The 22430-nt window shown below is 63.1% G+C and carries 17 protein-coding genes and 1 riboswitch; of the genes, 9 read left to right on the forward strand and 8 right to left on the reverse strand.

Annotation, left to right across the window (positions count from 1 at the left end; all coding sequences use genetic code 11):
- Positions 1–28: 28 nt before the first annotated feature.
- Positions 29–862: an EamA family transporter gene (locus REH59_RS26525; protein ID WP_014859616.1), complete on the reverse strand. Its 834-nt coding sequence runs from the start codon at positions 860–862 to the stop codon at positions 29–31.
- Positions 863–1144: 282 nt separating this feature from the next.
- Between REH59_RS26525 and REH59_RS26530 the strand changes: the two genes are divergently transcribed.
- Positions 1145–2380, forward strand: a complete 1236-nt coding sequence (locus REH59_RS26530; protein ID WP_012053901.1) for a cation:proton antiporter — start codon at positions 1145–1147, stop codon at positions 2378–2380.
- A gap of 112 nt (positions 2381–2492) precedes the next feature.
- Here REH59_RS26530 and REH59_RS26535 read toward each other — a convergent pair whose 3' ends face one another.
- Complete coding sequence (locus tag REH59_RS26535) at positions 2493–2894, reverse strand: acyl-CoA thioesterase (protein ID WP_003249362.1); 402 nt, start codon at positions 2892–2894, stop codon at positions 2493–2495.
- Positions 2895–3072: 178 nt separating this feature from the next.
- Positions 3073–3169: riboswitch (S-adenosyl-L-homocysteine riboswitch) on the forward strand.
- 20 nt (positions 3170–3189) lie between these two features.
- Between REH59_RS26535 and ahcY the strand changes: the two genes are divergently transcribed.
- The 5 genes from ahcY (at position 3190) to REH59_RS26560 (ending at position 9841) form a co-directional block, all read left to right on the forward strand.
- The gene (ahcY, locus tag REH59_RS26540; RefSeq protein ID WP_003249358.1) at positions 3190–4599 is read left to right on the forward strand and encodes an adenosylhomocysteinase; all 1410 of its coding nucleotides are present in this window, start codon (positions 3190–3192) and stop codon (positions 4597–4599) included.
- A gap of 166 nt (positions 4600–4765) precedes the next feature.
- On the forward strand, positions 4766–5611 hold the full coding sequence (gene metF / locus REH59_RS26545) for a methylenetetrahydrofolate reductase [NAD(P)H] (RefSeq protein WP_014859615.1): 846 nt from the start codon (positions 4766–4768) through the stop codon (positions 5609–5611).
- 93 nt (positions 5612–5704) lie between these two features.
- Positions 5705–6781, forward strand: a complete 1077-nt coding sequence (locus tag REH59_RS26550; protein WP_014859614.1) for a hypothetical protein — start codon at positions 5705–5707, stop codon at positions 6779–6781.
- A 169-nt stretch (positions 6782–6950) separates the two neighbouring features.
- Positions 6951–7739, forward strand: a complete 789-nt coding sequence (locus REH59_RS26555) for a substrate-binding periplasmic protein (RefSeq protein WP_012053904.1) — start codon at positions 6951–6953, stop codon at positions 7737–7739.
- Between the two features lie 218 nt (positions 7740–7957).
- On the forward strand, positions 7958–9841 hold the full coding sequence (locus REH59_RS26560) for a DEAD/DEAH box helicase (RefSeq protein WP_128573587.1): 1884 nt from the start codon (positions 7958–7960) through the stop codon (positions 9839–9841).
- 140 nt (positions 9842–9981) lie between these two features.
- Here REH59_RS26560 and REH59_RS26565 read toward each other — a convergent pair whose 3' ends face one another.
- The 3 genes from REH59_RS26565 to REH59_RS26575 all read right to left on the reverse strand — a co-directional run bounded on the left by REH59_RS26565 (position 9982) and on the right by REH59_RS26575 (position 13203).
- On the reverse strand, positions 9982–10560 hold the full coding sequence (locus REH59_RS26565) for a YceI family protein (protein WP_003249350.1): 579 nt from the start codon (positions 10558–10560) through the stop codon (positions 9982–9984).
- A 32-nt stretch (positions 10561–10592) separates the two neighbouring features.
- Complete coding sequence (locus REH59_RS26570; protein ID WP_012053906.1) at positions 10593–11144, reverse strand: cytochrome b; 552 nt, start codon at positions 11142–11144, stop codon at positions 10593–10595.
- A 199-nt stretch (positions 11145–11343) separates the two neighbouring features.
- Positions 11344–13203, reverse strand: a complete 1860-nt coding sequence (locus REH59_RS26575) for a flavin monoamine oxidase family protein (protein WP_014862084.1) — start codon at positions 13201–13203, stop codon at positions 11344–11346.
- A gap of 209 nt (positions 13204–13412) precedes the next feature.
- Between REH59_RS26575 and REH59_RS26580 the strand changes: the two genes are divergently transcribed.
- The 3 genes from REH59_RS26580 to REH59_RS26590 all read left to right on the forward strand — a co-directional run bounded on the left by REH59_RS26580 (position 13413) and on the right by REH59_RS26590 (position 16258).
- Positions 13413–13904 (forward strand): hypothetical protein, encoded by a 492-nt coding sequence (locus tag REH59_RS26580; protein WP_014859611.1) that lies wholly within the window; start codon positions 13413–13415, stop codon positions 13902–13904.
- Positions 13905–13983: 79 nt separating this feature from the next.
- Positions 13984–15390, forward strand: coding sequence for an adenosylmethionine--8-amino-7-oxononanoate transaminase (locus REH59_RS26585; RefSeq protein WP_014859610.1), 1407 nt, complete (start codon positions 13984–13986; stop codon positions 15388–15390).
- Between the two features lie 148 nt (positions 15391–15538).
- Positions 15539–16258 (forward strand): 16S rRNA (uracil(1498)-N(3))-methyltransferase, encoded by a 720-nt coding sequence (locus tag REH59_RS26590; protein WP_004576721.1) that lies wholly within the window; start codon positions 15539–15541, stop codon positions 16256–16258.
- Here REH59_RS26590 and trhA read toward each other — a convergent pair whose 3' ends face one another.
- The 3 genes from trhA to REH59_RS26605 form a co-directional block, all read right to left on the reverse strand.
- On the reverse strand, positions 16259–16876 hold the full coding sequence (trhA, locus tag REH59_RS26595) for a PAQR family membrane homeostasis protein TrhA (RefSeq protein ID WP_003249338.1): 618 nt from the start codon (positions 16874–16876) through the stop codon (positions 16259–16261).
- A gap of 140 nt (positions 16877–17016) precedes the next feature.
- The gene (locus tag REH59_RS26600; protein ID WP_014754670.1) at positions 17017–17490 is read right to left on the reverse strand and encodes a chemotaxis protein CheW; all 474 of its coding nucleotides are present in this window, start codon (positions 17488–17490) and stop codon (positions 17017–17019) included.
- On the reverse strand, positions 17483–22423 hold the full coding sequence (locus REH59_RS26605) for an Hpt domain-containing protein (RefSeq protein ID WP_265536563.1): 4941 nt from the start codon (positions 22421–22423) through the stop codon (positions 17483–17485). The genes REH59_RS26600 and REH59_RS26605 overlap by 8 nt, the downstream gene beginning before the upstream one ends.
- Positions 22424–22430: the final 7 nt, after the last annotated feature.

Below are 22430 nucleotides of genomic sequence, written 5' to 3' on the forward strand. Positions count from 1 at the left end.
GGACAGGACTCCTTGTTCAGTCTTCAGGTCAAAGCTTCATTACCAGCATGCCGGCCAATACCAGCCCGCAAGCTAGGAGTCTCGGCCCGCCAAAAGGTTCTTTGAGGTAGCGCATACCCAGCAGCACCACCAGGATCACGCTCAATTCCCGCAGTGCCGCCGCTTCGGCCACAGACCCCAGGTGCATGGCCCACAGCACCAGGGCATAGCTGAACAATACGCAGAACCCTACCGCCAACCCAAGGCGCCATTGGGTTCGCCAGAACAGTACGAATGGCGCCCGCCGCGCTACGCTCGCCAACAACGGGAATTGCCAGGCGCTGAGCAGGGTCAGCCAGACCAGGTAATCCCACGGTTTGCCCCACAGGCGCACGGCCTGGCCGTCGAACCAGGTGTAGCAACCAATGCACAGGCCAATCAAGGCAACCACCGGCAGCATCGACCATGGTAGCCGGTCACCGCCGCCGCCCTGCCACAACAGACAGGCCATGCCACAGGGGATCAACAGGATACCGATGATCTGCTGCTGGCTCAGCGATTCCCCTGCAAAGGCCAGGGTAAGCCCCAGCACCACCAACGGCGACAGCCCGCGCATCAGAGGATAGACCAGCCCCAGGTCGCCCACGCGGTAGGCCTGGATCAGCAAATAACGGTACAACTGCTCAGCCAGTGCCGAAGCAACCAACCAAGGCCAGATTTCAGCAGGCGGAACATCCACGAAGGGCACCGCCAGCACCGCGAAGGCCAGCGCTACCGTGTCCATGCTGGAAATGACCAGCAAGCGCTCGCCGCTGAATTTGATCAGGGTATTCCAGGTTGCATGCAGCAGGGCGGCAACCAGCACCAGAGATGTTGCCAACACGCCTTCTTGTCCTTATGGCTTTTCATGGCTGTGAATATATAGCGTTCAGGGGGGCTTTGTGGGAGCGGGCATGCCCGCGAAGAATGCAACTCGGTGTATGGCACCGGCTTTGCCGGTGTTCGCGGGCACGCCCGCTCCCACAGGGTAAGCAGTGCAGACTGTCACGGGAACGATTTGGACTAATTCGGTCAAACCCTGTGCCCCGAACCCCGTGCCAGGTCATCAAAGAACTGCCCGAGTCACTCGGGTAACGACTTGGAAGCCACTGTTACAGGATTCGGGATGCTTGAATTAGTTGCCGCGTTTATCTGCCTCACCACACTTCTGACCTATGTGAACTACCGTTTCATCGGCCTGCCCCCCGCCATCGGCGTGATGGTTACGGCGCTGCTGTTTTCCCTGATGTTGCAGGGCCTGAGCCTTATCGGCTTCCCTGGCCTGGAAGAACGCGTCGAAGGGCTGATGAACCAGATCGACTTCAACGACCTGCTCATGCACTGGATGCTGGCGTTCCTGCTGTTTGCCGGCGCCCTGCACGTCAACCTCAGCGACCTGCGCAGCTACCGCTGGCCGATCGGCCTGCTGGCCACCTTGGGCGTGCTGATCGCCACCGTGGTCATCGGCTACCTGGCGCATTGGGTGTTTGCCCTGTTCGGCTGGCAGGTGCCCCTGATCTACTGCCTGCTGTTCGGTGCACTGATCTCACCAACCGACCCGATTGCCGTGCTTGGCGCGCTGCGTACTGCCAATGCGCCCAAACCGCTTAAAACCACCATCGTCGGCGAGTCACTGTTCAACGACGGCACGGCAGTCGTGGTATTCACCGTGTTGCTGGGCATCATCCAGCTGGGTGAAACACCGAGCATGACCGACACGGCAATCCTGTTCGCCCGCGAGGCCATTGGCGGCGTGGTGTTCGGTGGCCTGATCGGCTACGCCACCTACCGGATGATCAAGAGTGTCGAGCAGTACCAGGTGGAAGTCATGCTGACCCTGGCGTTGGTCATCGGTGGTTCGGCGATGTGCTACGAACTGCATGTGTCGGCACCGATCGCCATGGTGGTGGCTGGCCTGATCATCGGCAACCTGGGGCGCAACCTGGCGATGAATGACATGACCCGCCGTTACATGGACGGTTTCTGGGAACTGATCGACGACATGCTCAATGCGCTGCTGTTCGCATTGATCGGCCTGGAGCTGTTGCTGCTGCCGTTCAACTGGATGCACCTGGCGGCCGGCGGCGTGCTGGCGCTGGCAGTGCTGCTGTCGCGCCTGCTGACGGTGGCCCCGGCGATCGTGCTGCTGCGGCGCTGGCGCCCGGTGCCCAAAGGCACGGTGCGGGTGCTGACCTGGGGTGGCCTGCGCGGTGGCGTGTCGGTGGCACTTGCACTGTCGCTACCGCTGGGCGAGGAACGGGACCTGCTGCTGTCGATCACCTACATCGTGGTGTTGTCGTCGATTCTGGTGCAGGGGTTGAGCATTGGGCGGGTGGTGCGCAAGGTCAGCGCCCAGCCTTGAGAATGCCGGGGCCGCTTTGCGGCCCATTCGCGGGTAAACCCGCTCCTACAGGTTCGCGTACCCCTGTAGGAGCGGGTTCATCCGCGAAGAGGCCGGCACAGGCAACCAGAATCTATTCGACTGCCGAATCCGGGAACTGGTCCTGCACATACTTGATCTCGGTGCGCCCATGGGCTGCCGGCAAGCCATCCTCACCCAGGTTGACGAACACCATCTTGTCGACAGTCAGAATGCTCTTGCGGGTGATCTTGTTACGCACTTCGCACTTGAGGGTGATCGAGGTGCGACCGAACGCGGTAGCGGTGATGCCCAGCTCGATGATGTCACCCTGACGCGAAGCACTGACGAAGTTGATTTCCGACATGTACTTGGTCACCACACGCTGGTTGCCCAGCTGGACGATGGCGTAGATCGCAGCCTCTTCATCGATCCAGCGCAACAGGCTGCCACCGAACAGGGTGCCATTGGGGTTGAGGTCTTCGGGTTTAACCCACTTGCGGGTGTGAAAGTTCATCTGTACTCCTGACCTGCTTGGCTAACGTGTAGCAATGATGGCAGAGCGGCTGCCTTCGCTCCATTGAACATCGACTATCGTCGCGATTAATCGACGGAAAACCTTGGGCAAGCCGGCGGGGGCAGCTATAATCTGCGCCGTTTTACATGGTTGCCCACAGCGGTGCCATGCCCGCCACCTGTCCGAGGGGCGCTGCAGCAGGCTAGGCCTGTCAGGCTCGGATGGGGCGTTGCTCGCTCCCGCGAGCGCTTAACGCACAACGGCGCCCATTCGCACATTACGAATGGAGGCTCTCATGAGCGCTGCAAACATGCCTGCTGGTTTTACCGATTACAAAGTCGCCGACATCTCCCTGGCCGCCTGGGGCCGTCGCGAAACCATCATTGCCGAATCGGAAATGCCTGCGCTGATGGGCCTGCGTCGCAAGTACCTGGCCGAGCAACCGCTCAAGGGTGCGAAGATCCTGGGCTGCATCCACATGACCATCCAGACCGCCGTGCTGATCGAAACCCTGGTTGCCCTGGGTGCCGAAGTGCGCTGGTCGTCCTGCAACATCTTCTCGACTCAAGACCAGGCCGCCGCTTCGATCGCCGCCGCCGGTATCCCGGTGTTCGCCTGGAAAGGTGAAACCGAAGAAGAGTACGAGTGGTGCCTGGAGCAGACCATCCTGAAAGATGGCCAGCCATGGGACGCCAACATGATCCTCGACGACGGTGGTGACCTGACCGAACTGCTGCACAAGAAGTACCCGCAGGTACTGGACCGTGTGCACGGCGTGACCGAAGAGACCACCACCGGCGTACACCGCCTGCTGGACATGCTGGCCAAGGGCGAGCTGAAAGTCCCGGCGATCAACGTCAACGACTCGGTCACCAAGAGCAAGAACGACAACAAGTACGGCTGCCGTCACAGCCTGAACGATGCCATCAAGCGTGGTACCGACCACCTGCTCTCGGGCAAGCAGGCCCTGGTGATCGGCTACGGTGACGTGGGCAAGGGCTCGGCCCAGTCCCTGCGTCAGGAAGGCATGATCGTCAAGGTCTCCGAAGTTGACCCAATCTGCGCCATGCAGGCCTGCATGGACGGCTTCGAGCTGGTCTCGCCGTTCATCGACGGTATCAACGACGGCACCGAAGCCAGCATCGACAAGGCTCTGCTGGGCAAGATCGACCTGATCGTGACCACCACCGGTAACGTCAACGTCTGCGACGCCAACATGCTCAAGGCCCTGAAAAAGCGTGCCGTAGTCTGCAACATCGGCCACTTCGACAACGAGATCGACACCGCCTTCATGCGCAAGAACTGGGCCTGGGAAGAGGTCAAGCCGCAGGTTCACAAGATCCACCGTACCGGCGCTGGCAGCTTCGACCCGCAGAACGACGACTACCTGATCCTGCTGGCCGAAGGCCGCCTGGTCAACCTGGGCAACGCCACTGGCCACCCAAGCCGCATCATGGACGGCTCGTTCGCCAACCAGGTTCTGGCACAGATCTTCCTGTTCGAGCAGAAGTTCGCTGACCTGTCGGCCGAAAAGAAAGCCGAGCGCCTGACCGTGGAAGTGCTGCCGAAGAAACTCGACGAAGAAGTGGCCCTGGAAATGGTCCGCGGCTTCGGCGGCGTGGTCACCCAGCTGACCAAGCAGCAAGCCGACTACATCGGCGTGACCGTCGAAGGCCCGTTCAAGCCGCACGCCTACCGCTACTAAGCGGCAAGCTTGAAGCTGCAAGTGGCAAGCAAAGGCATACCGTGCCGTTGCCACTTGCAGCTCCAGAAACACAGATCTTGAACGACGCCCAAGCCAGACCGGCCATCACCGATCTGGCTTTTACTTGCAGCTTGCCGCTAGACGCTTGTTGCCAGAGGAACGCCTGATGTCACAAGAACGCCGCTACAGTTTCGAGTTCTTCCCGACCAAGACCGACGCCGGTCACGAAAAGCTGATGGGCGTCGCCCGCCAGCTGGCCACCTATAACCCGGACTTCTTCTCCTGCACCTACGGTGCTGGTGGCTCGACCCGCGACCGCACGCTCAATACCGTGCTGCAGCTGGAAAGCGAAGTGAAGATACCTGCCGCGCCGCACCTGTCGTGCGTGGGCGACACCAAGGCCGAATTGCGCGCCCTGCTGGCCGAGTACAAGGCTGCCGGTATCAAGCGCATCGTTGCCCTGCGTGGTGACCTGCCGTCGGGCATGGGCATGGCCAGTGGCGAACTGCGCTACGCCAGCGACCTGGTGGAGTTCATCCGCCAGGAAACCGCTGACCACTTCCACCTGGAAGTGGCTGCCTACCCGGAAATGCACCCGCAGGCGCGCAACTTCGAGGCGGACCTGGCCAACTTTGTGCACAAGGTCAAGGCCGGTGCCGACAGCGCCATCACCCAGTACTTTTTCAACGCCGACAGCTACTTCTACTTCGTCGAGCGTGCACAGAAGCTGGGCGTGGACATTCCAGTGGTACCGGGCATCATGCCGATCACCAACTACAGCAAGCTGGCCCGCTTCTCCGATGCCTGTGGTGCCGAGATCCCGCGCTGGATCCGCAAGCAGCTGGAAGCCTATGCCGACGACACCGCCAGCATCCAGGCCTTTGGCGAAGAAGTGATTACCCGCATTTGCGAACAGCTGTTGCAAGGCGGCGCCCCGGGCCTGCACTTCTATACCTTGAACCAGGCTGAACCGAGCCTGGCGATCTGGAACAACCTGAAGCTGCCGCGCTGAAATCTTTTGGCAAAGTCTGCTTAAGAAATGATTAAGGCTTTGGTCATAGACTAAAGCCTTATTCAATTTCGGGTTAAACAGGTCTCGCCTGCCATGCAGCACCCCCAACCTTCGCGCCCACAGCTTGTTTACCTGGCTTTTGGCCCGGCAACCTACCATCAGGAAGCCTGCTTCAGCATCGTCAGCGCCCTCGCCCAGTTGGGCAGCGCAGCCGGCGAGGCCATGGACATCCAGGTTTACACCGACAATGCGCAGCCCTACGCCAAGCTGCCCGTCACCGTCCACCTGCTGGACGAGGCCACGCGCCAGGCATGGAATGCCCCGCACGGTTATCACTTTCGCAGCAAGCATGTGCTGTTGCGCCAGGTACTGCAGCAACACCCGCTGGCAGTACTGATCGATACAGACACCTTCTTCCGCACTTCACCGTTGCACCTGTTCGCCCGTGTGGCGCCCAACCGCCTGTTGTGCAACGCCATCGGCACGCGCTACGGCGCTGACCAGAAATGCCTGCTGTACAAAAACCTGCTTACCATTCTCGAGTCCCGGGGACTGGCCGACTGCCAGATGCCGCTCGTCAATTCCGGCGTTATCGGCCTCACTGCCGAGGACTGCGGCACCCTGGACCGCTCCATCGCCATGATGGACGAATTCTACCCCTTGGCTCGCGAGGCCTATACCCTTGAGGAGTTCTGCCTGGCAGTGGCGGCCTACCGCAACCTGGAGCTGGCCGAGTGTACCGATGTCATCCATCACTACTGGAGCCGGAAGGCGCAGTTCCGCGCCAAGATTCAGGCCTGGCTGCGCAAGCACGACCACGACCCACTCAGCCCTGCGGCCCTGGCCGACGTTGCGCTGGTCAACGACCAACTGCCGCGACCACCCACCCTGCACCGTCTGGGTTACAAAGCGCTGAGCCTGACCCTGCCCAGCCACGAGCGCCAGTTCGCCCGCGAATTGCTCTATGGCTGCTACCCCTACCCCAATGAGTTCGACCGCGCCTGCGCGTCCGCCTGGTGGGACAAGGCCCTGGAAAACCTCAATGACCGCTACGGCTACATGGAGCCCGAGCGGCTGCGTCAGTGCCTGCGCCATCCGGGGCTACGGCTATCGCTGGGCGAGCGGCGCAAGGATATCGAGGCGCATCTGCTGCGAACCACTCAAGCCTGATGTGCCCGCAAAATTCATTGTCTTGCGCGGCTTTGTGGGAGCGGGCGTGCCCGCGAAGAGAGTAACCCGATCGTTGGCACCGGCTTCGCCGGTGTTCGCGGGCACGCCCGCTCCCACATCGATCGTGCATGCCTTTACCGTACACCGGCCGAGCGCGTAATCTCCGGCCATGCCACATATCGCCCGTCTGTTCTGGATCCTCCTGCTCGTTTGCCTGAGCCCGTTGGCTCTGGGCGAACGCTTGCGCCTGGTAACCGACGACTGGGCACCTTATGTGTTTCAGCACAACGGCCAACCGCGCGGCATCGACTACGAAGTCGCCAGCCAGGTCTTCGCACGCCTCGGCGTCGAGGTGGAGTGGCAATTCCTGCCTTGGAAGCGCTGCTTGGCGATGGCTGAGCAGGGCCTGGCCGATGGCATTCTCGACATCTTCCAGACGGACGCGCGCCAACCCTACATGGTGTATGGCTCCGAACCTATGTCGGAGGTCGAATTCGTCCTGTTCCAAAGCCGCTCGCGCCGCCATGCCGTCACCCACCTGGACGACCTCGCCGGCCTCACCGTCGGCACATCGCCCGGCTACGCCTACGGTAAAGCGTTCACCGAGGCCCCGCACTTCAAGCGCGAAGCCGCACCCACCCACGAAGCCAACTTCGGCAAGCTGGTGCTGGGCCGTATCGACCTGGCGATCACCGACCGCAGGGTCGGGCATTACCTGCTCCGCCAGCTCGGCCTGCAACAGCAAGTCGAAGAACTGCCGCTGGTAGTCAGCCGCCAGGCGCAGTATTTGGGCCTGGTGCGCAAGCCTGGGCGCGAGGCACTGGCCGTGGCCTTTGCCGAAGAGCTGCAGCGGTTCAAGCAGGAACCGGCCTATGCAGCGATCAGCAACCGCTATACAAGCGACACTGGAAACATTCTCAACGCCGTTGAGCAGCAGGAAAGCAGCACAGCGCGATAGCTCTGTTATACTCGGGCCTTCCCGCCCGGCTCACGCCCGGACGCTCGGCCTCGCAACAGGCATCCCGATCGGCACCGACGCCCCTTCGCGTCCAGCCTCCGTTTCCCGGATGTGCAGTGAAAGCCCAGCTGGACCGGACGCGATCGCATTTCACCGATGCCCGTCGCGCCAGGCAGAACATCCCAACGGGCCCAGCCCACACGAGAACAGGATCGCCCATGTCCTTTGCTTCCCTCGGTCTCTCCGAGGCTCTTGTCCGCGCTATCGAGGCTGCGGGCTACACCCAGCCGACCCCCGTGCAACAGCGGGCCATTCCCGCCGTGTTGCAAGGCCGCGACCTGATGGTTGCCGCACAGACAGGTACGGGTAAAACCGGCGGCTTCGCCCTGCCGATTCTCGAGCGCCTGTTCCCGGCCGGCCATCCCGACAAATCGCAGCGCCACGGCCCACGCCAGCCTCGCGTACTGGTCCTGACACCGACCCGCGAACTGGCAGCCCAGGTGCATGACAGTTTCAAGGTCTATGCCCGTGACCTGCCACTGGTCAGCGCCTGCATCTTCGGCGGCGTTGGCATGAACCCGCAGATCCAGGCCATTGCCAAAGGCGTTGATGTGCTGGTCGCCTGCCCAGGCCGCCTGCTGGATCTGGCCGGCCAAGGCAAGGTCGACCTGGCCCACGTGGAAATCCTGGTACTTGATGAAGCCGATCGCATGCTCGACATGGGCTTCATCCACGACGTCAAGAAGGTGCTCGCCCGCCTGCCGGCCAAGCGGCAGAACCTGCTCTTCTCGGCCACCTTCTCCAAGGACATCACCGACCTCGCCGACAAGCTCCTGCACAACCCGGAGCGTATCGAGGTCACCCCGCCGAACACCACCGTCGAGCGTATCGAGCAGCGTGTGTACCGGCTGCCTGCCAGCCACAAGCGTGCCCTGCTGGCGCACCTGATCACCTTGGGCGCCTGGGAACAGGTGTTGGTGTTCACCCGAACCAAGCACGGTGCCAACCGCCTGGCCGAGTACCTGGAGAAGCAAGGCCTGACCGCCGCCGCGATCCACGGCAACAAGAGCCAGAACGCCCGCACCAAGGCTTTGGCCGATTTCAAGGCCAACAGCGTGCGCGTACTGGTCGCCACCGACATCGCTGCCCGCGGCCTGGACATCGACCAGTTGCCCCACGTTGTCAACTTCGAGCTGCCGAATGTCGAGGAAGACTACGTCCACCGCATTGGCCGTACCGGCCGTGCCGGTCGTTCGGGCGAAGCAATTTCCCTGGTCGCGCCAGATGAAGAGAAGCTGCTCAAGAGCATCGAGCGGGTGACCAAGCAGCGCATCGCGGATGGCGACCTGATGGGCTTCGACGCCAGCCAGGTCGAAGCCGAGAAGCCTGAAACACGCGAGCGCCCGCAAAACAACGGCCGCGGAGGCCGCAGCCAGCAAGCCCGCGGCGAAGGTGCCAAAGACAGCAACGGCGGCCGCAAGGACAAAGGCAAGGACAAAGGCAAAGCCAGGCAGCAAGCTGCGGCCAAGCCGGACGACAAGGAAAAGAGCGGCGACAAGCAGCAGCAGCCGCGCAAGCCGCGTGACAAGAAGCCACGCCCACAGCAGGCCAGCAATAACGGCGTGCCGAAACCGCCAGCAGACCGCGACCCGGAAGAGTTCCTGGACGATGAAGTCGATAACTTCGGTAACCGCGCCGACTATGTCAGTCCGTACCAGGGCAAGAACCAGGGCCGCAACCGCCGCCCAGGTGGTGCTGGCCAAGGTCAGGGGCAAGGCAATGGCCAACGCAGCAACGCTGGCGGCCAGGGCCAAGCCCGCAATGGCGGCCAGCCACGCAGTGGTGGCGGAGAAAAACGCCCGCCCCGCGCCAACAACGGTGGCGGTGCCCGTCGTGATGGCGGCGGTGGCCGTGGTCGCCCTGCGCGTGACGATGCTGCCCGGCAAGAGCCGGCCGTGCGCAACCCGCGTCAGCCAGAAAAACAGCCAGTGATCATTCGCAAGGAGTCCAAACTGGACCGCTTCCCGACGCCTGAGCAACTGGATGACCTGCCAAGCCGCCCACGCGGTGAGCGCCCGGCGCTGCTGACCCGCAAGGGCTGATAGAAGTACCGAGGGGGCTGCTTGGCAGCCCTATCACGACACAAGGCCGCTCCTGCAGAGAATTTCTTGATCTCTGCAGGAGCGGCCTTGTGTCGTGATAGGGCCGCAAAGCGGCCCCCTCGGTCTTCAGCCAGCAGAAATTACTTCTGCTTCACACCTTCAACACTGATATCCAGGTCCAGGGTCTGCGAAGTAGCACCTGGGCCTTTGATGCCGAAGTCGTTCAGGTTCAGCGTGGTGGTGGCGTTGAAGCCAGCGCGCTCGCCACCCCATGGGTCCTTGCCTTCACCGTTGAAGGTAGCCTTGAACGTCACAGGTTTGGTGACACCGTGCATGGTCAGGTCGCCAGTCACGTCAGCAGTCTTGTCGCCAGTCGACTTGACGCTGGTGGAGACGAATTTGGCGTCCGGGTACTTCTTCACGTCGAGGAAGTCGGCGCTGGCGATGTGCTTGTCACGCTCGGCGTGGTTCGACCACAGGCTGGCAGTTTTCAAGTCGACGCTGATCTTGCTGGCTTCAGGCTTGGCACTGTCCCAGCTGAAGTTGCCGTCGAAATCCTTGAAAGTACCGTGGATGAAGCTGTAGCCCAGGTGGCTGATTTTCCAGTCAACGAACGCGTGCTGGCCTTCCTTGTCGATCTTGTACTCGGCAGCCATGGCCTGGCCAGCAGAGAGCAGAGCGGTACCGAGCGCCAGAGCGGCAAAAGTCTTTTTCAACATCCTGTTCCTTCCTGTGTAATTGAGGTTGAGAGTCAAGCTTTGCGGCCCAGCATGCGAGTCAGGGTCGCGTCACGGTCGATGAAATGATGCTTGAGCGCGGCAAGGGCATGCAGCACGGCAAAAATCACCAGCCCCCAAGCCAGCCACAAATGAACCACACCCGCCACATCTGCCTGGTCAGGCAGGTCGCTGATCAGTGCCGGCACTTCGAACAGGCCGAACACCGGAATGCCGACGCCGTCGGCGGTGGAAATCAGGTAACCGGCAACCATCACCGCAAACAGCCCAAGGTACAGGGCCAGGTGGCCCAGCTTGGCCGCCAGGCGTGTGATTGCGCCGTGGTTGGTGGGTGCCGGTGGTGGCGGGCTGATGAAACGCCAGACTACCCGCAGCAGCATCACCGCCAGCAGCACCAGGCCGATGCTCTTGTGCAGGTCCGGGCCAGCTTTGCGCCAAGGGCTGTAGTAGTCGAGGCCGACCATCCACAAGCCCAGGCCGAACAGGCCGAAGACTGCGAGTGCTACGCCCCAGTGCAGGATGATGCTGACCACGCCGTAGCGAGAAGGTGAATTGCGCAGTTGCATGTTGCGTGTTTCCCCGTGAAAGCTATGCACAGACTAACGCGTAACGTATCGAAGAAAAGCGGAAAAAATTGCTTTGGATTATCGAGGAATCCGATATTTATTCTGTTAGCTGACCATTAAGAAAACATTAACGATAGTAGGAGAGTTCGGGTTGCAGTGTCGGCCCTTAGGCTGCGAACAGGCCGACACTGTCGATCGATCAGCCCGCCTTGGCCTGGGTATTGGTTACAGCCTTCTTCGCAGGCTCCGACTTGGCTGTCGCCTTCTTCGTCTCGGCAGGCTTGTGGGCTGGCTTGTGCGCGGGCGCATGCTTGGCGGGAGCGGCTTTGGTTGCCGCAGGCTTGGCAGCCGTTTCCTTGGCCACAGGCGCAGGTGCTGCAGGAGCCGGAGCTGCCTGTGGAGCGGGCGCAGGTGCAGGCGCCACTTCCTCAGCCTTGGCAATTGGCTCAGCCTTCGCCTCTGGCGTTTGCGCCCCGCCAAACAGGCGCTTGAAGAAGCCTGGCTTGTCCTGCTTGGCCTCTTCGGCCTGCTTAGGCTCAGCTTTGGCCGGCGCCTTGTCAGCCTTGTCGCCCTTGTCGGACGAACCGCCGAACATATTGGAGAAGAATCCGCCCTTGCTCTCCTTGGCGGCCACCGCACCTGCCGCCGCCGCAACCGGCAGCGCCTTGGCCGGGTCGAACGACTTGCCGGCCAACAGGTCCTGTGCCTGGCTGGCCGCACGCTGGCCACTGCGCAGGGCGCCTTCCAGAGTGCCCGGATACAGGGCATCCGTGTGCTCACCGGCAAAGGTAATGCGCTGCACCGGACGTTCCCACAGGCGCCAGTATTTGCTGATCTGCCCCGGACCGTAGGCCAGGTAGGCACCACCCGTGCCAGCGTCCGCGCTGTATCGCTTGACCTCGTAACCGGTGAAAGCACCACGGGCCTGTGGGTAGAACGCATGCAGACGGATCAACACCTGGTCGACCATCTGCTTTTCACCAAACGCCTGCAGCAGGCGAGCGTTATCGCCGGACAGGTTGATCACCACATTGGCACCACCCTTGAGCGCCGGTTCGACCCACAGCATGCCGAGGCCGGCGTTACTGAAGATTTCGCCCGACATGCGTGCGCGGCTTTCCCATACGGGTTTCTTGAACTTGAGCATGATCTGGTCGCGCCAACCATAGTTGGTGCCCTTGAGCGCCGCCAGGTGTTGGCTGTCCAGGCCAGGGGTCATCTGAATCTTGGCCAGCGCGCGCAGGGGCACAGCCATGACCAGATAATCCGCCTTGTAGCCGACGCTGCCGACTTTTACCGTGACACCATCCTTGTCCTGGACAATGGCGGTAACCGGCGAGCTGGTCTTGATGGTTTTCAACTGCTTGACGAAAGCCTGGGCCAGCACCGGGCTGCCACCGGGCAGGCGCGCAGCGCGCAGGTCGCGGTCGCTGACGCCGCGGTAGACGCGGTTCTGCTGGGCGAAGTACAGCAGCGACAGGCGCGACGGTTCATCGTAGCGGGTGCGGATCTGCTGATTGATCAACTGACGGGCGGTGGCCGGCAGTTGCAGTTTGTCCAGCCAGGTGGAGACGTTGATCTGGTCGAGGGCGAACAGCGTGCTGGTTGCCTGCGGGTTCAGCGGGTCATCGATCGAGCGGGCCAGGTCATCGAGGGTTTTCTCGTAACGCTTGAGCGCCTCGGCAGTGGCCGGTTGCTTGGTGGCCAGGTCGCTGGCGCTGAAGTACTCGCCGTCGATCAGGTAACCCGGGGTACGCACGAACTCGGGCGCCGACAGTGTTTCAAGCTTGAAACGGTCGAGGTACTGGTTGAGCACCGGCTGTGCCTTGGCGTTGCCGATCCACTCGCTGGTGGCCAGGCCCGAACGCCCGCCCATGCCCGCCTTGGCCTCCAGCAGGGTCACCTGCCAGCCTTTGTTCTGCAGCTCGTAGGCTGCCGTCAGGCCTGCCAGGCCACCCCCCACGACAATCGCCGTGGGCGTCTTGTCTTTTGCCAGCGCAGCGCCGCTGGACACACCAATCAATACCAACGCGCACAGGCGCACCCAAGCAGCAGCCATGTCGGCGAACTCCGAGTCAGAGGTTACAGAAACGGGGAGAGGCAGGAATGCCCCAGGAAGATGCGTTAAGAATACGTCAGGTCCGAGCACCCTGCCAGCGCAGTGACATCAAGTCCTTTTGGCAACTGACATTTTTGCCAGTAGCCATGTCACAGGGTGGTAGGCGAAGCTGGCGAAGATGGCAAAAAGCCCGCCAGGAGGGCCTGCGCATGATCTTCGAGGAGCGCTTCAACCAAGTGGAGCGGCAGCTTCTGTTACACAGGCAGACACTTCGCACAGCCTCAGGCCTGAGCTTCCACGCCAGCAGCACGTCCTGGACCGGCTTTCACGAAGCCTTCAAGGGCGAGGACGGTACCGAGCTGGTCATTGGCGAACACAGCGAAATTTCGATTGCGTTCGCTCAAGAGGTCGAGTCCCTGCGGCTGGAATACTACGTAGTCAGCGACTTTCTGAGCGAAGACCTGCACATGTTGTTCGATGCCGAGAACATCGACTATGACCTGGTTGCGCCATCCCCTCGCATTTTCTACTGGCTCACCCTCGAAGGTAGCGGCTTCCGGGACGCTCACCCGGGCCCGATCGCTACACACCCCTACTACCAGGTGATTGACGGCCCCTTTCGGCGCCTGACCATCTCCACCTCGCACGCCGGCACCGTGCATATCCGCAAGCTGGAATGGACCGGCACCCACCGCCATTGAACGGCAGCGGTTGTCCTGCCCTGCGGCATTGCTTAGGCTTACGCGGTCGAACCACGCCGCAAAGCCAGGAGAAGTGCCCATGGGCCTCAATGATCAGTGGATGCAACGCGACCTCAAGGTCCTGTGGCACCCCTGTACCCAGATGAAAGACCACGAGCAGCTGCCGCTGATCCCGATCAAGCGCGGCGAAGGCGTGTGGCTGGAAGACTTCGAGGGCAAACGCTATCTGGATGCGGTGAGCAGTTGGTGGGTCAACGTCTTCGGCCATGCCAACCCGCGCATCAACCAGCGCATCAAGGACCAGGTCGACCAGCTCGAGCACGTGATCCTGGCCGGTTTCAGTCATCAGCCAGTGATCGAGCTGTCCGAGCGCCTGGTCGCCATGACCCCGGCCGGTCTCGACCGGGTGTTCTATGCCGACAATGGCTCGTCGTGCATCGAGGTGGCGCTGAAGATGAGCTTCCACTACTGGCAGAACATCGGCAAACCGGACAAGAAGCGCTTCGTCACCCTGACCAACAGCTATCACGGCGAAACCATTGCCGCCATGTCGGTGGGTGATGTGCCGCTGTTCACCGAAACCTACAAGGCGCTGCTGCTCGACACCCTCAAGGTGCCAAGCCCTGACTGCTACCTGCGCCCCGAGGGCATGAGCTGGGAAGAGCACTCGCGCAACATGTTCCAGGCCATGGAGCAGACCCTGGCCGAACACCACGCCTCGATCAGCGCCGTGATCGTCGAGCCGCTGATACAGGGTGCCGGTGGCATGCGCATGTACCACCCGGTGTACCTCAAGTTGTTGCGCGAGGCCTGTGACCGCTACGACGTGCATCTGATCCATGACGAGATCGCCGTGGGCTTCGGCCGCACCGGCACGATGTTCGCCTGCGAGCAAGCCGGCATCCGCCCGGATTTCCTGTGCCTGTCCAAGGCCCTGACCGGCGGCTACCTGCCGCTGGCAGCCTGCCTGACCACCGACAAGGTGTACCAGGCGTTCTACGACGACTACCCGACACTGCGCGCGTTCCTGCACTCGCACAGCTACACCGGCAACCCGCTGGCGTGCGCTGCAGCGCTGGCGACCCTGGATATCTTCGAGCAGGACAACGTGATCGAGGCCAACAAGGCCCTGGCCACGCGCATGGCCACAGCCACTGCACATTTGGCCGATCATGCTCATGTTGCCGAAATACGCCAGACTGGCATGGCCCTGGCCATCGAAATGGTTCAAGACAAGGCAGGCAAGGTTGCCTACCCCTGGCAGGAGCGCCGTGGCCTGAAGGTGTTCGAGCACGCCCTGACCCGCGGCGCCCTGCTGCGACCGCTGGGCAGCGTGGTGTATTTCCTGCCGCCGTACGTGATCACCCCCGAGCAGATCGACTTCCTTGCCAAAGTGGCCAGCGAAGGCATCGATATCGCCACCCGCGACAGCGTCAGTGTCGCAGTACCGGCCAACTTCCATCCCGACTTCCGCGACCCGGGCTAGGCCCGGCAATTCGCCACACCACTTTTCCTGTGGGAGCGGGCGAGCCCGCGAACAAGGGCGAAGCCCTTGCCAGGCACCGCGGCGCCTGATTCGCGGGCACGCCCGCTCCCACAGGGGATCTGCGTCTCTCTATTTACCGAGCAAACCCATGAGACTGTCCCGCTTCTTCATCGACGCCCCCCTGAGCCTTGGCGAGCACGACCTGCCCGAGGCCCAGGCCCATTACATTGGCCGCGTGCTGCGCATGGCACCCGGCGACGCCGTGCAGCTGTTCGATGGCAGCGGCCAGGAATACCGTGGTCAGTTGCTCGAGGTGGGCAAGAAAACTGTCCGCGTCAGCCTTGACCAGGCCTTTGCCGGCCAGGCCGATTCACCGCTGCATGTGCACCTGGGCCAGGGCCTCTCCCGTGGCGAGCGCATGGACTGGGCGATCCAGAAGGCCACCGAACTTGGCGCCAACGAAATCACCCCGATCGTCAGCGAACGCTGCGAAGTGCGCCTGAAAGACGAACGCGCCGACAAGCGCCTGGCCCACTGGCGCCAAGTGGCGATCAGCGCCTGTGAACAATGCGGGCGTTCTACCTTGCCCGTCATCCACCCACCTGTGACCCTGGCCGAATGGTTGAGCAGCACCGAGGCTGACCTGAAACTGGTCCTGCACCCGGTGGCCGAGCCGCTCACCAGCCATGCAAAGCCCGCAACCCTGGCCTTTGTGATCGGCCCCGAAGGCGGCCTGAGCGAAGCCGAAGTCGAGCAGGCCAAAGCCGCCGGCTTCCACGCAGCACGCCTTGGCCCGCGCGTGCTGCGCACCGAGACCGCGCCGGTGGTGGCGCTGTCGGTGGCACAGCAGTTGTGGGGCGATTTTTAACTAGCGCACGTAGAACGACACCGCCACGAAGTGCATCAGGCTGCCAGCGATCACGAACAGGTGCCAGATGCCATGCCAATGGCGGAAACGGCTGTCGAAGGCGAAGAAAATGATGCCGACGGTGTAGAACACGCCGCCGGCAGCCAGCCAGGCGAAGCCTGCAGTGCCCAGCGAGTTCAGCAGTGGTTTGACTGCCACCAGCACGATCCAGCCCATCACTGCGTAGATGATGATCGACAGGATACGCGCCTCGGAGCGCGGCTTGATCTCTTGCAACATGCCGATGATCGCCAGCCCCCAGACCACACCGAACAGGCTCCATCCCCAAGGGCCGCGCAGGCTGACCAGGCAAAACGGCGTGTAGCTGCCGGCAATCAGCAGATAGATCGACAGGTGGTCGAGCTTGCGCATGATCACTTTCGCCCGCCCACGGGTGCTGTGGTACAGGGTGGAGATGCTGTACAGCAACAGCAGCGTGCCGCCGTAGATGGAGAAGCTGACGATCTTCCACGGGTCGCCTTGCAGGCCCGCGACCACGATCAGCCAGATGGCACCAATAGCAGCGAGGACGGCACCGACCAGGTGGGTCCAGGCGTTGAAGCGTTCACCGTAATACATGCAAACACAGACCTCCTGAGGTGGGCTGGGTTCCTGATGTGATGTTGATGACCCCTTCGCGGGTAAACCCGCTCCTACAACTGAGCGCGCAGCCATTGTAGGAGCGGGTTTACCCGCGAAGAGGCCCTGCGCCTCACATCCTAACCAAGGTCAGGTTGCAGATCCGCGTCACGCACCAGCCTTTCCAAGGCGACCAGGTCCGGTACCCGCGCCACCTGCTCACCCACCTGCACCGCCGCCAGCTCCAACCTGCCCAGCGCCACATCCACGTAGTTCAGCTGGCTGTCGAGCTTGCACGAGCGCGGAATGTCCTGCAGCAATAGCGCCAGGTACCGCAAACCGGTATCGCCCAAAGCATTGAGCACCACCACGCGAGCCCGCTCCCCGCACGGCGTCTCACCACCGCACGCGGCCTCGAAACCGATCAACGGCAGGCGTTGCTGACGCCAGTTGATCCACCCCAGGTGCCAGGCGGGGTCGCCATGCTGGCACACCAGGTTACGCTGCCCGCTCAACTCGGCCACCGCCACGTTGGGCAACACCAGCGTGCGGTCCCCCAACGGTAGCAACAGCCCGGTCAGGCTGCTGCGCTGGCCGGAAATCAGTTCAAGCATGGGCCTGGCTCCAATGGGCGATGCTCTGCAACAGCAGCGACTCCTGGTACGGCTTGCCCAGGTATTCGTTGACGCCGATGGCCATGGCGCGGTCCCGGTGCTTCTGCCCGGTACGCGAGGTGATCATGATGATCGGCAAGTCTTTTAACCGTGCGTCACGGCGGATGCGTGTGGCCACCTCGAAGCCGTCCATGCGCGGCATTTCGATGTCCAGCAACAACACGTCGGGCCGGTGCTCTTCCAGCAGGGCCATGGCATCGACGCCATCCTTGGCCGTGAGCACGCTCATGCCGTGGCGCTCCAGCAGGCGGCTGGTGACCTTGCGTACGGTTACCGAATCGTCCACCACCATCACCAGCAAGGCACGGCGCGGTGCCGGGCCAAGCAACTGGCGTTGGCTACCGCCTCCGGGCAGGCGGGCCAGCCGTCGCTGCTGGCCGCGCAGCTGGCCCAGCAGGTCAAGAATCAGTACCACCCGGCCATCGCCCAGCAGTGTCGCCCCCGATAACCCGGCAACCGCGGCAAACTGCGGCCCCAGGCTTTTCACCACGATCTCACGGCTGGGCGACAGGTTGTCGGCCTGGATGGCGAACGACTGCTCCTTGGAATGCACCAGCAGCACCGGCAACGGCACACTTTGCCCCAGCAGCGCCGGGCGCGGCAGGCCTTGCAGCAACTCGCCCAGGTAGCGCAGCTCGTATTCGTGGCCGGCATAGACATAGCGCGGCGAGTCCAGCTGGTAGCACGCCGCAAGCTCGGCAGGTGGCACGCGGACAATGCCCTCGATGGTATTGAGCGGAATGGCGTACTGCTCATCGCCCAGGTGCACCATCAGCGCACGGTTGATCGACACGGTGAACGGCAGGCGGATCAGGAAACGCGCGCCCTTGCCCTGCGCCGACTCGATACTCATCGAGCCACCCAGTTGCTTGACCTCCTCGTGCACCACATCCATGCCCAGCCCGCGCCCGGAAATCTGGGTAATCTTTTCGGCGGTGGAAAAGCCTGGCCGCAGGATGAACTGCAGGATTTCGTGGTCACTCAACTGCGCCTGCGGGTCCAATAGGCCGCGCTTGATGGCCTTGCGCCGCACCGCTTCCAGTGGCACGCCAGCACCATCATCCGTCATTTCGATGACGATATCGGCGCCCTCATGCAGCAAATTCAGGTGAATGGTGCCCTGCTCCGGCTTGCCGGCGGCCAGGCGCATTGCGCGGCTTTCCAGGCCGTGGTCAACGGCGTTGCGCAGCATATGCTCCAGCGGCGCCACCATACGCTCCAGCACACTGCGGTCCAGTTCGCCCTCGGCATTGCCAACCACCAGTTCCACCTGCTTGCCCAGCTCGCTGGCCACCTGCCGCACCACGCGCTGCAAGCGCGGCACCAGGCGCTCGAACGGCACCATCAGGGTGGCAGTCAGGCCCTCCTGCAACTGGCTGTTCACCCGCGCCTGCTGCTGCAGCAGGCTGTAGGCCTCCTGAGCGCGCTGAGCCAGGGTCTCCTTCAGGTCCAGCAGGTCCGAGGCAGACTCGAAGAGGGCCCGTGACAGCTGCTGCAGCTGGGAGTGGCGGTCCATTTCCAGCGGGTCGAAGTCGTCATAGGCATCGCCTTCGAACTGCTGCCGGCTGGAGATTCGCCCCTGGGTCTCGACATCCAGACGCAGCAACTGATCACGCATGCGCTCGAGTGTGGTCTCCATCTCGTTGAGGGCGAACTGCGCGTCGTTGACCTGCTGCTCGATGCGCCCACGGATGATCGAGTGCTCGCCGGCCAGGTTACCCAGGTCGTCGAGCAGCTCGGCGTCGACCTTGACCATGTCACCCGGTGCCCGCTCTGGTGCTGCTGCCGGAACTTCGGCGGTTGCAGCTTCTGGCGGCCCCTGGCCTGCGGCAGTGTCTGTCAGTGCGGCGCTGCTGAAGTTGCGAATGTAGTCGATCAGCGCCGTGGCGGCATGCAGCGGCTGCCCCAGGCGCACAGCGTCAAGCATATGCGCCAGCCGGTCGTGGCAGTTCTGCAGCAGTGCGAACAGTGGCGCGCTTGGCGGCAATCTACCCGCAGCCAACAACTCGTAGAGGAACTCCAGTTCGTGGGCCAGGTCGCCGATCGGGGTGATTTCGACCATGCGCGCCACGCCTTTGAGGGTGTGCAGGTCGCGCATCAGGTTGTCCACCTCGACGCTGCTGCGCGGGTCGGCCTGCCAGCGCGCCAGAGCCGCCGCGGCGCTCTCGACGATGTCCGAGCTTTCTTCCAGGAACACTTCCAGCAGCTCTTCGCCGGGGCTTTCCGGCGCCTCGGCAAGCGGCTCTGCCACCTGCGGCTGCAACGGCGGGTGCGGCAGCCCCAAGGTATCGGCCAGGTCCATGTCCGGGTGCAGCGGTGTGACCGTATCGATGCCCACCAGGCCGGTGGCATCCGGCGCCAGGGCCTGGTCCAGCAGGTTGCGCAGGCTATCGACCAGCTCCGGGCGCGGTGGAATATCCTGCCCGGCCGCCACTTCGTCCAGCATGTCCAGCAACGCTTCATGGGCCCGCTGCGCCTGGCTGAAGAAGCGGGAATCGGCAGGCAGGCTGCCCTCCTCCACCGCGCCATACAGGTCCAGCAACGCCTCACACACCTCATCCATCTGCCACAGGTCGGCCAGGTGCGCAGCGTGCCCCAGGGTGGTCATCTGGTCGAGCAGGTTATCCAGTGCGTCACGCTGGCCGGGCTGTTGCTGCCAGCGCGACAACAACGTCTCTGCATCGAGCAGAATGTCCATGGCCTGCGCCAGGAAGCTGGCGACCAACTGCGGATCACGCTTGCTGCGGCCGGCAGGGTGCGAGTCTTCATGCAGACTGGCCAGGCGGCCGTCCACGGCCTGGCCCACCTGCTCGATCAGTTCCGCGGCGCCGGGAATGGCGGCCAGCGGTGTGCTATCGAGTTGCGCCAAGCCCAGATGGAACAACGACCGCGCAGCTTCCAGCCACTCCATCTCGGCCATTTGCAGTGGCAGTTGATGACCCTTGTATTCACGGGCCAGGCGGTCGAAGGCGGTGGCCAGTTCGGCGACCGGCATCACCCCGGCCATGGCGGCACTGCCTTTGAGCGTGTGCAAGGCACGCTGCAAGTCATCACTGACCGGCGTGTCTTGGCCGCCGGCGCTTTGCAGATAAACCTCAAGGCTGGCCAGATGGCCCTGCGCCTCGGTACGAAAAATGCCCAGCAACTGCGGATCGAGGCCATCGACACCGGCAGCCGCCGGGGCATCGTTTTCGGCCAGGCTGTGCAGGTGCCCGGCCAATTGCTCGATTTCAGTCAGTTGCGGCAACTGGCCGGCGGCAAAGTCGGCCAGCAAGTCAGGCAGGTGAACGAACACCTGCTGCAGCGCTACAACCCCTTCCGGGGTGAGCACGCTGCGGCCCTCGAGCACCCGGTTCAGCAGGTGCTCGGCGCCCCAGGCCAGTTCAGCCACCGCCTCGGCATGCACCATGCGGCCACTGCCTTTGAGTGTATGCAGCGCGCGACGCACTTCGCCCAGCGCCTCGCGCTGCTGGTTGTCGGCACGCCAGCGCAGCCAGTGGCGCTCGATTTCCGGCAGCAGCTCGCCCGCTTCATCAAGGAACACCTCGCGAAGCTCGTCATCGATGCCGTCGCCACTGCCGTCCAGGTCTGCGCTGGCCCCAACCACCGCGCACTGCACACCCAGCGCCGCCAAGCTGGCCCGCGCCATCTCGATAAAGGGTTGGCCATCGGCCAGCGGGTCGGCCGCCCGCCATTGCAGGTAGCATTCGGCAGCGCTCAGCGCCTCAGCCAAGTGCGTCAGCTCATCAACCGGCGGCTCTTCCTCCAGGTGCTGCAACCAACGCTGCACATAGCTTGCGCAGCCGACAAACAGCTCTGCCACGGCGGGCAGCATCAACATGGCCAGTGCCCCGCGGATCTGCTGCAACAGCCCCGGCAAGGGTTGCAGGCGTTGCCGGGGCCAGTCGGACTCCAGGTAATCGCCGATCAGATCCTTGGCCTGCTGCAACACGTTCAGCGCTTCATGCAGCACCAGCTGGCGTATCTCCGCCAGGTCCGAGCCTGGCAGGCTGCCTTGGCCGCTTTCCTCCAAAGGGCCGACCATGCCGTTCAGGGAGGCCTCCACGTACAGCAGGGCCCCCGCCACGTCCATCAACACCGCGTCGTCCACCGCCCGCTCGCCCTGAGCCAATGCCTGCAACGCCAACACCTGGTCGATGATCACCCGCCGCGGTTGCTGAAAGCCCAGTACCGCCAGGGTGTCAGCCACGTGGCGCAACGGTGCCAGCAGCGCATCGAGCTGCTCGCTGTGCTGACGGTCGCCGCGGCCGTACTGGTCCAGGCGCTCCTTGATGCGCATCAAGTCGTCGCACAGTGCAGTCACCACCGAACGCAGCGCATCGCGCCCCGACCCGGCCTGCAGCTGGTCACGCCAGTTGCCCAGCGACAGGTCGAGGTTGGCAAGGTCATCGTCACCCGCAAAGCGTTGGGCGGCACCGGTCATCAGGCTGGCCTGGGCCAGCGGTTCCTCCCCACGGCAGGCACGCAGCTGGTTGAGCAACGGCAGCATGACCAGTGGCAGGTCGTGGCGGGCACCGCGCAACCGCTCCAGGTACGAGGGCAACTGCTCCAGGCCGCGGAACAATGCACCCAGGCAATCACCCCGGGGGCTGACCTGGCCGTCGGCCAAAGCCCTGGCAAACAGCTCCAGCTCCTCCGCAAGGCGCGTGGCGCCGCGCAGTTCGAGCATGCGCAGGCAGCCGTGCACCTGATGCAGGTTGTCGACCACGAAAGCCATCATCGACAGGTCACCCGTCTCACCGGCAAAGCGCTCCAGCGCCTGCCGTGCCTGGCCCAGGCAATCGAGGATGGCGGCCTTGGTCCAGGCCAGCGCCACTGTTTCGTGACGCTCGGGGCTTACTGCAGAAGCCATGGTCACT

The sequence above is a fragment of the Pseudomonas sp. BO3-4 genome (assembly GCF_034044115.1).
Taxonomy (GTDB): domain Bacteria; phylum Pseudomonadota; class Gammaproteobacteria; order Pseudomonadales; family Pseudomonadaceae; genus Aquipseudomonas; species Aquipseudomonas alloputida.

Coding starts and splice junctions, on each gene's coding strand:
- REH59_RS26565 (WP_003249350.1), bottom strand. CDS start 10,560: ATGTTGAAAAAGACTTTTGCCGCTCTGGCGCTCGGTACCGCTCTGCTC.
- metF (WP_014859615.1), top strand. CDS start 4,766: ATGTCACAAGAACGCCGCTACAGTTTCGAGTTCTTCCCGACCAAGACC.
- REH59_RS26590 (WP_004576721.1), top strand. CDS start 15,539: ATGAGACTGTCCCGCTTCTTCATCGACGCCCCCCTGAGCCTTGGCGAG.
- REH59_RS26530 (WP_012053901.1), top strand. CDS start 1,145: ATGCTTGAATTAGTTGCCGCGTTTATCTGCCTCACCACACTTCTGACC.
- REH59_RS26580 (WP_014859611.1), top strand. CDS start 13,413: ATGATCTTCGAGGAGCGCTTCAACCAAGTGGAGCGGCAGCTTCTGTTA.
- REH59_RS26585 (WP_014859610.1), top strand. CDS start 13,984: ATGGGCCTCAATGATCAGTGGATGCAACGCGACCTCAAGGTCCTGTGG.
- REH59_RS26550 (WP_014859614.1), top strand. CDS start 5,705: ATGCAGCACCCCCAACCTTCGCGCCCACAGCTTGTTTACCTGGCTTTT.
- ahcY (WP_003249358.1), top strand. CDS start 3,190: ATGAGCGCTGCAAACATGCCTGCTGGTTTTACCGATTACAAAGTCGCC.
- REH59_RS26600 (WP_014754670.1), bottom strand. CDS start 17,490: ATGCTTGAACTGATTTCCGGCCAGCGCAGCAGCCTGACCGGGCTGTTG.
- REH59_RS26560 (WP_128573587.1), top strand. CDS start 7,958: ATGTCCTTTGCTTCCCTCGGTCTCTCCGAGGCTCTTGTCCGCGCTATC.
- REH59_RS26570 (WP_012053906.1), bottom strand. CDS start 11,144: ATGCAACTGCGCAATTCACCTTCTCGCTACGGCGTGGTCAGCATCATC.
- REH59_RS26575 (WP_014862084.1), bottom strand. CDS start 13,203: ATGGCTGCTGCTTGGGTGCGCCTGTGCGCGTTGGTATTGATTGGTGTG.
- trhA (WP_003249338.1), bottom strand. CDS start 16,876: ATGTATTACGGTGAACGCTTCAACGCCTGGACCCACCTGGTCGGTGCC.
- REH59_RS26605 (WP_265536563.1), bottom strand. CDS start 22,423: ATGGCTTCTGCAGTAAGCCCCGAGCGTCACGAAACAGTGGCGCTGGCC.
- REH59_RS26535 (WP_003249362.1), bottom strand. CDS start 2,894: ATGAACTTTCACACCCGCAAGTGGGTTAAACCCGAAGACCTCAACCCC.
- REH59_RS26555 (WP_012053904.1), top strand. CDS start 6,951: ATGCCACATATCGCCCGTCTGTTCTGGATCCTCCTGCTCGTTTGCCTG.